This is a genomic window from Corynebacterium parakroppenstedtii, assembly GCF_019754935.1.
GTDB classification, from domain to species: Bacteria; Actinomycetota; Actinomycetes; order Mycobacteriales; family Mycobacteriaceae; genus Corynebacterium; species Corynebacterium parakroppenstedtii.
Genome location: NZ_JAGSOA010000003.1, coordinates 224,355 through 236,064, shown reverse-complemented (window position 1 = coordinate 236,064; position 11,710 = coordinate 224,355). Strand labels below are relative to the sequence as shown.

At 61.0% G+C, this 11,710-nt stretch carries 9 protein-coding genes and 1 riboswitch; of the genes, 8 read left to right on the top strand and 1 reads right to left on the bottom strand.

The window, feature by feature from the left end:
• Positions 1-219 precede the first annotated feature (219 nt).
• From KCQ76_RS09690 to KCQ76_RS09655, 8 genes are all read left to right on the top strand, one after another.
• Entirely contained in the window at positions 220-948 is a 729-nt protein-coding gene (locus KCQ76_RS09690) for a sulfurtransferase (RefSeq protein ID WP_236881228.1), read from the top strand.
• A gap of 179 nt (positions 949-1,127) precedes the next feature.
• Positions 1,128-1,247: riboswitch (glycine riboswitch) on the top strand.
• A gap of 196 nt (positions 1,248-1,443) precedes the next feature.
• A complete protein-coding gene (gene gcvP / locus KCQ76_RS09685; RefSeq protein ID WP_261785761.1) occupies positions 1,444-4,620 on the top strand; it encodes an aminomethyl-transferring glycine dehydrogenase in 3,177 nt (1,058 codons plus the stop codon).
• A gap of 83 nt (positions 4,621-4,703) precedes the next feature.
• Positions 4,704-5,846, top strand: a complete 1,143-nt coding sequence (gene gcvT / locus KCQ76_RS09680) for a glycine cleavage system aminomethyltransferase GcvT (RefSeq protein ID WP_046201971.1) — start codon at positions 4,704-4,706, stop codon at positions 5,844-5,846.
• Between the two features lie 84 nt (positions 5,847-5,930).
• Positions 5,931-6,329 carry a glycine cleavage system protein GcvH gene (gene gcvH / locus KCQ76_RS09675; protein ID WP_046201972.1) on the top strand — a complete coding sequence of 133 codons (399 nt, stop codon included), beginning with the start codon at positions 5,931-5,933 and terminating at the stop codon, positions 6,327-6,329.
• Between the two features lie 216 nt (positions 6,330-6,545).
• Positions 6,546-8,444, top strand: a complete 1,899-nt coding sequence (locus KCQ76_RS09670) for a TtfA family protein (RefSeq protein ID WP_046201973.1) — start codon at positions 6,546-6,548, stop codon at positions 8,442-8,444.
• A 200-nt stretch (positions 8,445-8,644) separates the two neighbouring features.
• Positions 8,645-9,127 carry an orotate phosphoribosyltransferase gene (gene pyrE / locus KCQ76_RS09665; RefSeq protein ID WP_046202138.1) on the top strand — a complete coding sequence of 161 codons (483 nt, stop codon included), beginning with the start codon at positions 8,645-8,647 and terminating at the stop codon, positions 9,125-9,127.
• A gap of 97 nt (positions 9,128-9,224) precedes the next feature.
• A complete protein-coding gene (locus tag KCQ76_RS09660; RefSeq protein ID WP_082090308.1) occupies positions 9,225-9,839 on the top strand; it encodes a TrmH family RNA methyltransferase in 615 nt (204 codons plus the stop codon).
• Between the two features lie 80 nt (positions 9,840-9,919).
• Positions 9,920-11,293: a glycoside hydrolase family 76 protein gene (locus KCQ76_RS09655; protein ID WP_082090297.1), complete on the top strand. Its 1,374-nt coding sequence runs from the start codon at positions 9,920-9,922 to the stop codon at positions 11,291-11,293.
• A gap of 3 nt (positions 11,294-11,296) precedes the next feature.
• On the opposite strand, the gene KCQ76_RS09650 is transcribed toward KCQ76_RS09655, so the two are convergent.
• Positions 11,297-11,704: a MerR family transcriptional regulator gene (locus KCQ76_RS09650; protein WP_046201975.1), complete on the bottom strand. Its 408-nt coding sequence runs from the start codon at positions 11,702-11,704 to the stop codon at positions 11,297-11,299.
• Positions 11,705-11,710: the final 6 nt, after the last annotated feature.

The window sequence follows — 11,710 nt, the reverse complement described above, 5'->3', positions numbered from 1 at the left end:
CGCGCCTGTATGGCAGGTTGTTAGAGGGTAACCGTTGTCGTTACCAGGAGCATCTCACAACCCGCCATACTGCAGGCTGAAGCTCGTCCGCATAAGCTAGTGCCCATGACCGTATACGTTTCTCCAGATATCTTGTCCAAAGCTATCAACAAATCGAATCGTATTAGTATCTTGAGCACCCACTGGTCCAGTGGAAGCCGCACCGCGTATTCGAGGTTCGTGTCCGAACACATTCCGGACGCTCAGTTCTGCCCACCAGAGTTGGCCCTCACCGGATTGCCCTCCCGCGAAGCCGGGCGTAACCCGTTGCCGAACAAGGGGATCCTGCAGGACTGGGTTTACAAGTGGGGGCTGGACAAGAAGACGCCGATCATCATTTACGGCCAGCACCACGGCATTTTCTCCGCCCGCGCATGGTGGATCCTCAAGTGGGCCGGGGTCACCGACATTCACATTCTCGACGGTGGCCTCCAAGCGTGGGAAGACGCCGGTCACCCCGTGATCGCCGGGCCGGGGAGCCTCCCGCAGCGGTTCCGCACAGAGATCACCGTCGGCAATATGCCCACCATCGAAGCCGATGAGATCGACCAGTGGATCAAGGACGGCGGATTCCTTCTTGATGCGCGCGACGAGCGTCGTTTCAATGGGATTGCCGAAAAGCTGGACTTCCGCGCTGGCCACATCCCGGGTGCGATCAACATGCCTGTCCAGGACTTTTATAACGAGGACCGGACAGTGCTGTCGCCCGACGAGATTCGGGCGCGGTTCAACAGGGCGGGAATTACCGACGGCTCGAAAGTGGCTGTGTACTCGGGATCCGCGCTGCACTCCTGCGCGATGATCGCTGTGATGGAGCACGGGGGGATCGACGGTGCGACGCTGTTCACCGGTGGCTGGTCGCAGTGGGCGGGGAATCCCGAGAACCCTATCGAGCGCTTGGGCGAATAAACATTGCGCGAGCCCGTGACCGCCCGAACCATGTGACGTTCGTGTAAATATTTCTGCCCGTCGGGGGTAACCTACCGGCGTCGTGCCTGGTCATTGCCTCGAAATGAGGTAACCAGATGGCGAAGAGCGCTCGACATGTCCGGGGTTGCAGATATAGTCGAGTGACGAACATGCCGTTACGAGTTGCAACGGGAGAGCTTGCTTTCCGCGCCGGGCGCATTGTGCTTCCGGCCAGAAAGTAGCGCCGTAGGAGCAAACCCTCCCCGGGAATCTCTCAGGCCCAGTACCGCTGCAATGAGGCACCACTGGAAAGAGCTGCGTATGCAGCCGCCGAAGGAGAAAAGCAGACTGAAACAACGTCACCTGCAGGGTTCTATACATGTAGGGCTCCATGCAGGTCTAAGTACAGCGCGTTGGTGAGGCTGCCGAAGCTCTCAGGTACAGGAGACAGTGCGGGGGAGGCGACCGGTCATCGCCTTCGACGAATGGGAAACAATGTCTCATCCACAGTCTCAGCAGCAGTCCTCCCAGCAGGCTCACCCGAAATTCGATCCACAGAACACGCAGGGTGCGGCCCCCGCGTCTATTAAAACCACGGCCGACCTCACCGCGCCATTGAGTTCACCACGCGTGTCGGCCGCGCCGTTCCCGGCGCGTCACATAGGTCCCAATGCGTCGAGCATTCAGCAGATGCTGCAGACCTTGGGGTATTCGTCGGCACGCGAACTCGCTGACGCAGCGTTGCCTGATTCCATCAAGAACCGGGATCTTAATCTGCCACCTCGTCGCACCGAGCAGGACGTGTTGTCCGCGCTGCAGGTGTATGCCGATAAGAACGTTCAGAAGAAGCAGCTGATCGGCGCGGGCTATTATGACACGGTCACGCCGGCCGTGATCAGGCGAAACATTGTGGAAAACCCGGGGTGGTACACCGCGTACACGCCGTATCAGCCGGAGATCTCGCAGGGCCGCCTGGAGGCGCTTCTCAACTTCCAAACCGCGGTGGGGGATTTAACCGGGTTCGACGTCGTTAATGCGTCGCTGCTGGATGAGGCCACTGCCGTCGCGGAGGCCGTTCAGCTGATGATCCGCGGTGGGCGTCGCCGTAAAGGTGGGGAGCCGGTCGTGCTCCTGGATAGCGCCTGCCATCCGCAAGTGATCGCGGTTGTTCGGTCGCGGGCGATGGCTGCTGGTATCTCGCTGCGCGTATCGACGATCACCACCGAGACGATCGCTGACGAGGAGAACCTTGTCGGCGTCGTTATTGCCCAGCCCGGAACGACGGGTGAGGTACGTGACCTGAAGCCTCTGATCGATGCTGCTAAAGAGAAGAAAGCGCTGGTCACGGTGGATTGTGACCTTCTGGCGCAGACGCTTCTGGTGTCGCCGGGTGAGCTTGGCGCGGACATCGCGGTGGGTTCCGCGCAACGCTTCGGTGTGCCGCTTTTCTTCGGTGGGCCCCATGCGGCGTTTATGGCTGTGACGACCTCCCTGACCAGGAAGATGCCGGGGCGCATTGTCGGCGTGTCGAAGGATGAGGAAGGAACTCCCGCGTATCGCTTGGCTCTGCAGACTCGCGAGCAACATATTCGACGGGACCGCGCAACCTCTAACATCTGCACGGCGCAAGCACTGTTGGCTGTTGTGGCCGGCATGTACGCCGTGTGGCACGGGCCGGATGGGTTGAAAGAAATCGCGGGCCGTATTCACGCGCATGCTGCTGCGCTGGCTGATGCCATCGTCGCGGCCGGTCTTCGCATTGAGCACGACACGTTCTTTGACACAGTCACTGTTAAGCACAGCACTGATAATGCAGCGCGTATCGCCGTCGCACGTGCCCATGAAGAGGGCTTTAACCTCCGTGAACTCGGTGGTCGGCTGGTTGGTTTTTCTATCGGTGAATCCACGACCGATACGGATATTCGCCAGTTGGCCGCGATACTGATCAGCGCTGAGGGCCGCGATAGCGGTTCCGGGCCAGATAGTTTGGATGAGGTCCGTGAGCTTACCGCGGGGCTGCCTGGTGATCACCGCAATGTGGCGTCGGCTGGGACAACTCATCTACCCGCGGATCTTCTCCGTCGCGACGAGATTTTGACGCACCCGATTTTCCACGCAATTACCTCAGAAACCGAAATGATGAGGTATCTAAGGATGCTTGCCGATCGCGACCTCGCTCTTGATCGCACGATGATTCCGCTGGGCTCGTGCACGATGAAGCTCAACTCTGCGGTAGAGATGGAGCCGATCACGTGGCCGGGTTTTGCCTCTATTCACCCCATGGCTCCCGACGATCAGACGGCAGGGTGGCGTGAACTCATCCACGACCTGCAGGACAGTCTGGCCGAAATGACCGGTTACGCGGCTGTCAGCGTGCAGCCCAACGCGGGGTCTCAGGGTGAATTCGCTGGCCTGCTGGCTATTCGTCGCTATCACCAGTCGCGCGGCGACAGTGAGCGCACGATCTGCCTGATCCCGGAGTCCGCCCACGGCACTAACGCTGCGTCGGCGGCACTGGCTGGTTTGAAAGTTGTCGCAGTGAAATCCCGTGACGACGGCTCCATCGATCTTGATGACCTGGCCGCGAAGCTGGAGAAGCAAGGCGACAAAGTTGCCGCCATTATGATCACGTACCCCTCCACCCACGGCGTCTACGAAGAACATGTTCGCGACGTGTGCGACAAGGTCCACGCGGCCGGTGCGCAGGTGTACATCGACGGTGCTAACCTCAACGCCCTGGTCGGCCTGGCAAAGCCCGGGCAATTCGGTGGCGACGTCAGCCACCTTAACCTGCACAAGACCTTCACGATTCCTCATGGTGGCGGCGGCCCCGGCGTCGGCCCGCTCTGTGTTGCTGAGCACCTGGTGCCGTTCCTGCCGGCTGATCCGATGGAAACAACAAGTGCCGACGCGGAGCGCTCCGGTGAGGATGCAGAGGGCTCCGGCAGCGCCGAAAGCTCGAGCGATGCCGCGTCCGAGGCGCACGGCGTGCCGATTGCCGGTGCCACCTATGGTTCCGCCGGCGTCGTCCCGATCTCCTGGGCATACATCGCGCTGATGGGGGGCGATGGCCTGGCAGCGGCGTCGGAAATGGCCCTGGTGAATGCTAACTACATCTCCCACCAGCTCGCCGACGATTTCCCGACCCTGTACACGGGCAAGAACGGTTTGGTTGCGCACGAATGCATCCTCGACCTGCGCGAGATCACGAAACGCTCCGGGATCACCGCGGAGGACGTCTCGAAGCGACTCATGGACTTCGGGTTCCACGCTCCGACCCTGGCCTTCCCCGTGCCTGGGACTCTTATGGTGGAGCCCACTGAGAGTGAAGACAAGGGTGAGCTTGACCGTTTCATCGAAGCTATGCACACCATCCGGCGCGAAATCGATGAGGTCATCGATGGCACCGTCGCCGAAGAAGATTCCGTGATTCGCCACGCCCCTTATACGGCCTGGTCAGTGACGCGCGACGACTTTGACGACACCGTGTCTCACGGTCACTTCACACGTGAGAAAGCGGCATTCCCCGTCCCGGGTCTGCGTCGGACCAAGTACTTCCCACCGGTTCGCCGCATTGACAATGCCTACGGTGACCGCCACGTGGCATGCTCGTGCCCGCCCTTGGAGGATTTCGCCATTACCGACGATGAATTCAATAGTCTGGATAAATAGGCGCCCACACCAGGTACCGCAGCGCTAACCCCAGCGACAACCCGCAGCATCAACCCACCACGACGTTGATAGGAGAACGTGACGTGACAGACCAACCCAACACAGGATCCTCCGGCGCAGGATCGGCCAGACCCCAGAAGACCGCATTGCACGATGTTCATGAGAAACTCGGCGCCCGCTTCACTGATTTCGGTGGCTGGGACATGCCCCTCAAATACGGCAGTGAACTGGACGAACATAAAGCTGTCCGCACCGACGCCGGCATTTTTGACCTCTCCCACATGGGCGAGGTCCGAGTTAGCGGCCCACAAGCAGCCGAAGCACTCGATCACGCATTGATCTCACGGCTATCAGCCGTGGCCGTCGGCAAGGCTAAATACTCCATGATGTGTACCGAGGACGGCACTATCATCGACGACCTCATCACCTACCGCCTTGCCGACGACGAATTCTTGGTCATCCCCAACGCCGGTAACGCGCCCACCGTGGCCTCGGAATTAGTCTCCCGGGCTGAGTCCTTTGATTGCACCGTGGCCGACGAATCCAGCGAAACGTCGCTAATCGCTGTGCAAGGCCCCAACGCGGAGCGCGTTTTGGCCTCGCTACCCGGCGCGGATGTTCGCAACCTTGCCGAGGTGAAGTACTACGCCTTCTTCCGCGGCACCGTTGCTGGGCATGACGTGATCATCGCCCGCACGGGATACACCGGAGAAGACGGGTTCGAGATTTTCGTGCCGAACAGCGGTGCCCACGACGTCTGGGCCGCGGTCATGGACACTGACGCGGTGACACCATGCGGCCTAGCCAGCCGCGATACGCTCCGCTTGGAGGCGGGAATGCCTCTCTACGGCCACGAACTGGACCTGTCACGCACCCCGGTCGACGCGGGCCTCGGTGTGTTGGCAGCGACGAAGAGCAAGGACGCCTTCGTCGGCCGGGACGCCATCGTCGCTGCGAAGAAGAACGGTGCAGCACGGAAACTCGTCGGGCTGAAAGGGGATGGGCGGCGAGCTGCCCGCGCCGGCTACACCGTGTTGACCAGCGATGATAAAGAGGTCGGGGAGGTTACATCGGGCGCGCTGTCGCCGACGCTGGGCTACCCCGTGGCTATGGCCTATGTGGATGCGGACGTCGCGGAGCCGGGAACCGCGCTTTCCGTGGACATTCGTGGTAAGCATTATCCCTACACGGTGGTTCAGCTTCCTTTCTATAAGCGTGACCGCTAGCCCCAACAATCGACCCCAACAATCGACGTTAAAGACCATTCATCCGCAGCGACGAGTGTGGATGACAATGCGAAGGAGATCGTGATGTCCAACGTTTCATTGCCCGCTGACTACCTGTACTCCAGTGACCACGAGTGGATCGATAACGACGCCGCCGAGCCTGGTGACACAGTCCGCGTCGGCATTACCCATGTTGCCGCTGATCAGCTGGGTGAGATTGTGTATGTTGACCTGCCCGACGTCGGAACGGAGGTCGAAGCCGGAGAGGCTTTTGGTGAAGTTGAATCCACCAAGTCGGTTTCCGATATTTTCGCTCCCGTCTCGGGCGAAGTGGTCTCGATCAATGAAGACCTTGGCGACGACGCCGGCGTGATCAACTCCGACCCCTACGGCGATGGCTGGCTGTACGAGGTTCGCATCTCCGACCTGGGGGAGCTGTTAGACCAGAGCGGATACGCCGCTGAGAACGATATCGACGTGTAAGGTCTCGGGACGTCACACGCTGCCAGGCAACACCGAGTGTTAGACAACACGTGGTTGAGACGACAAATAGCGTTGTGGTCTGGCAGTGAATAACTGGTCAACGACGGCTGCCACGACGCCCTGTAGGACTCGACGGCATGATCCTTAAGGGCAGGGGTGGCGGCCTTTGTGTGCGGGTGGAGGCATTGTCCGCGGAAGCGGATAGACTATCTAACGATGAATTCCGCAGTTTTCCTGATTCTTGGCGCTCTGCTGCTCCTCGCGGCCGCAGCGCTGCTGTGGGCTGCCAACCGACCGGCAGATGATAGGGAGTGGCGACGAGTTCTCAACCGCCACGCCGGCGTGCACGAACGTCCTACCTCCTCCCGGGGAGGACGGGCTAATCGCGCGCCACGAGAGGAGGGGGCGTCTGGTGGTTCGCGCGATGCGTCTGACGGTGTCCCGTTTACTTACGCCGACGCTGGCTTTGGCGATGATGGCGATGCACTCCCGCCACGTCGTAGAAACCCCCGCTTCAATCCTCAGCAGACCCAGACTGCAGATCAAGCATTCTCACATTTCGGTGTGCGCCCGCAGGCGGAGGCGGAAGAAGAGCGCGCTGATGAGCAGGAATCGTTCGACGATGGGCTTGCCGACGACGATGTCTCGGTGACGCATCCGGATGAGCGAGACGAATCCCAGCATGTCCAGCATGGAGCGACCTCCCGCGGTGACGGCGAGGACAACGCGTTCACTGTGACGCACAAGGACGGGGACGAACACTCGGATACAGATTCGCCATCCCGCAGTGTCCCCGCAGGTGAAACGGGCACCGCTGAACCGGGCACCGCGTCGGAATCGCCTGCAGATTCAGCAGAAGACGCAGCCGCAAATCCGTCTACAGACACACCCCAAGACGCCATGGAGGAGTGGTTCGAAAACCCCACACGGGCGACCCGACGTGCACGTCGATCATGGGCTGCTGAGCACGGATGGCAGTTTGACCGGAATGATCCCGATCTGGCCCACGAGTGGGCCGACCATGTTGGTGCATCATCAAGCGAAGCCAAGGACGTCGTGTCGGGACGGATGCGCGCACGTCGTGCCCACGTGGCCGATATTGACGACAACTCCTACCTGGGATTACGTCGATCTGGCTCCTCAGACATACTCATCGACTTCCGGGACCGCGACCGTTGGGTGTCCCAGAACCAACCCGGTGAAGATCCCAGCCACATCAAACCTCCTCGGCCCGACCAGGAGTATGTGGGATCGTGTGGAGGATTCGCCGTGTTCTCCTCTGACCCATTGTCCGTCCGGCTCATGATGGATTCCCGCGCCGATCGCGCACTCGCACATTTACGTGGTGCCACCGCAGCCATCGTCATCGACCCGTGGTGGATCCTCGTCCGCTGTAGTCGCCGCCCCACTATCGACGATATCCCCAGGATATTCGCCTATATCGCCGATCTTGACGACGCCACCCGCGTCCTGCCCAACCCGACCGCTGAGTACTTGGACATGACGGACGGTGATCCCGGCCGGGCGTATTCGTACGACATCTTCACCTTGGGCGACGGTCCACGGATGCAGGCCGTTCCCGACGCTGGCTTCGCTGGTCAGTCCGCCACCGCTCAATCGGCTGCCGACCAGCCTGCCTTTGGTCAATCCACCGGCGGCAGCCAATCCGGCACCACCGGCCAATCCGACAGTGCCGACGTCGGCAATAATGATGAACCGGCCGGCCAGGAGGGAAAATCTGACACGGATGCCCACATTGGATGGTCGGACAGGCCCGAATTCCGCCACGAGTATGTCGATTTGCCGCGCCGGGATCGAAGCCGACGAGAGGGGAATACTACGGACGACGAACAGTGGGATGAGGTTGGCAAATCCACCGGAGACATTCCCGTCGTGGGTAGCGATCCTGACCACTCGGGGGCGCATGAGCGGTCCGGGCGAGTCATCCGAGTGGAGTCTGATTACGACAAGTCCACCATTTTCGGCGACCCACCGTCCGAGGGGCGGCACCGCAAGAGCTCGGCCCGGCGGGGCGCGTCCCACCGTCGGGAGGATGACGATGTGCCCATCGTCGATGGTGAGCTCGAGCCCGAGAATCGGCTCGACCAGGATTAAGCGGTGGGTACCGCGGAACCACAAGCGTGCAGTGAAAACCCAGCAGTCAGAAGGAGTTTCTTGTCATGACGGATCACACTAACCCAGAGGCGGAAGGCGCCGAGCCTACGTCTGCTGCTCAACCTACGTCTGCCGCGCAGACGTTGGACCCAGAGCGCCGGGCCCGGCTGGCAGAGCTGGTCAAAGAGCTGGCAGTCGTGATGGGGAAAGTGACCTTATCCTCCGGCAAAGAGGCCGATTATTACGTTGATTTGCGGCGGGCGACGTTGCATCACGAGGCCTCACCGTTGATCGGTGCTCTTCTGCGGCAGCTCACCGAGGACTGGGAGTTTGACGCCGTCGGTGGCCTGACCTTGGGTGCAGACCCCGTCGCTGATTCTGTTTTGCACGCGCCCGGCCGGCCCATCGACGCGTTCGTCGTGCGCAAAGAGGCCAAGAAACACGGCATGCAGCGTCGCATTGAAGGCCCGGACATTAAAGGCAAGCGCGTCCTCGTCGTCGAAGATACGACAACCACAGGAAATAGCCCATTGACGGCGGTCAAGGCGGCACGTGAAGCCGGGGCCGAGGTTGTCGGAGTCGCTACCGTCGTGGACCGCAACACGGGCGCGGCCGATGCCATTCACAAGGAAGGTTTGGAGTACCGGTCCATCCTGGGGCTGAAGGATCTCGGACTTGAGTGATTCACCCCGTGCGTCAGACTCGCGCGCGTCAGATCCGCGCACGGTACAACCCCCAGCTGGTGTTGGTGCCACGGAGTGGAATCCGCACCCCGTCGGCGTGGGCCCGTGGGAGGTTGAGCACCCCGGCCAACCACGGCCGACGGCTGACCGTTATGACCCCACCCTCTTGAACGAGGGCGACCGGCGCAATGTCGTTGACGCGTACCGGTACTGGAAGCGCGAGGCCATCGTCGCAGACCTGGATACGCGTCGGTTCCCGTTCCACGTTGCGATCGAGAATTTCACGTCGGACCACAACATCGGTACCGTCGTGAGGACCGCGAATGCCTTTGCCGCAGAGGCGGTGCACATCGTCGGCAAGAAGCGGTGGAACCGTCGCGGAGCCATGGTAACCGACCGCTACCAGCACCTTTATCATCATTCGACAGTTGACGACGTGCTCCATTGGGCGCATGACCACGACCTCACGGTGATTGCTGTGGACAATGTGCCCGGCTCGGTGCCCGTTGAGACGGCCGAGTTGCCCGAGCGGTGCCTCCTCTTTTTTGGCCAGGAAGGGCCGGGGGTGAGCGAGGAAGCGCAGCGCGGTGCCGTGCAAACGGTATCGATTGCGCAATTTGGGTCCACGCGGTCGATTAACGCGGGGGTTGCGGCAGGGATCGCGATGCATGCGTGGGTGAGGCAGCACGCGGACCTATCTCGGGCGTGGTGATTCGCGCAGAACCTAGGGGTAACCGCCCAATCGTGTGGAGTCAGTAGCGCCTACACCATCTATAGGGCACGATTAATACAATGCAGGATAAACGAAATAGCAATCAGTCTGATGCGTCCGCCGACGTTACCGCGGACGCTACCACCGGCGACGCACCTGCTCATGAGGGCAGTTCGCGGATTAACCACGCTGAGCAGATCAGCCATCGTGGCAGCTCGTTGCGGCCGCAGCGTCGCCAGCAGGAGCTGTGGGAGAAGTGGGATCACCGTGCTGATTTAGCCGAGGACGCTATTCACGAGCGCCATGCGCGCCGGGTGTGGGGCTTGCCGGGGACGAACCTTGCCGTGGTCTCGTGGCCGGCATTGACGCGGGATAAGTTCTTCTTGCGCTGGCATTATTGGTGGCAGGCCCATTATTTGGATTGCTTGGTGGACGCGGCGTCGCGTCGTCCGCTGAAGTCCCGCTCGCGTCGCATTAGTCGGACGATGAGGGGAATTCGCCTCCGCAACGGTGCCCCGTTGACTAAGAACCGCTATTACGACGATAAATCCTGGCTAGCGTTGGCGCTGGACCGCGCGGAGGGCCTGGGCCACGGCCACCAGGCGAGGAGCCTGAAGGACCTCCAACAGAACATTATCGACGGCGTCGACTCGCTGACCGGGGTTGTTCCGTGGCGCGTGGGGGAGGCGTTTTATAACGTGCCGACGAATGGCCCGGCGGCGATCATGATGGCGCGGATGGGCCGCGTGGATGAGGCCGAGGCCCTCACCGACTGGATGTTCGAGAACCTGATCAATCAGGACGGCCTCCTGATCGATGGCATTCGCATGAAGATGGATGGTCCGGAGCCCTCGACGGCTGTGTACGCCTACAACCAGGGTGTTGCTTTGGGTGCCTGTGTGGAGATTGCTCAGCGGCGTCGCGAGGAAGCCGGGATCACAGATGATCCTTCCGGTGCGGGTTCCGGAGTTCGCGCCGGGGCTCAGGCCGGTTCCGACGTGGCGATGTCCTCGATCACCCGGGTCCACAACCTGGTCCACGCCATCGCAGTCAACTTGGCGACGGATACTGGCGTGATCAAGGGCTCCGGCAGTGGTGACGGAGGGTTGTTCCGCGGCATTTTGGTGCGGTACCTGGCCTTAGTGACGACGGACCTCCCCGATGATCAGAAGCTATCGCGTGCGACGAAGCGCTTGGCGGGCAAACTTGTTGTGTCGACGGCAGACGCGGTGTGGGATCAGCGCTTGGAAGTCAACGGACTTCCTGTTTTCAGTGCGGATTGGACGCGTCAGGCGGAGATTCCGCGCGCAGCTGGCTCTATTGGTGGGGCTAGCGGCGGAGCGGTAGCAGGATCGGAGATCGCTGAGCGTGATCTGTCCGTGCAGTTGTCGGGCTGGATGGCGATTGAAGCTGCTGCCCGGGTAGTCAATAACGAGCGGTTGCGAGGGGCCTAGTGGCTACTGGTTTTTGACCGGTGCGAGCAGGCTGGATTCGTACTCGATCTCACCGGCGCGAACTTTGTCGTAGTAGCTAAGCTTCGAATCGATGAAGGCCAGCATGTCGCGTAAGTTCGCGATCTTGTCTTCGACAACATGGCGTTGATCCTGGAGGATGTCCTTGCGCTGCGGGATACTGCCCTCGCCCTCCAGGCACAGCTCCATGTACTCACGCATTTGGTCGATCCCCATGCCGCATTCCCGCAGGCAGCGAAGCCCCCGTAGCCAGGCAATATCGTGCTCATCAAAGACGCGATAATTGTTTTCATCGCGCATGACCCGCGGTACGAGCCCGATTTTGCAGTAGTACCGCACGGTGTCCACGGAGATTCCGCTGGCCTCGGAGGCTTCTCTAGTCGAATACAACATGGGGTG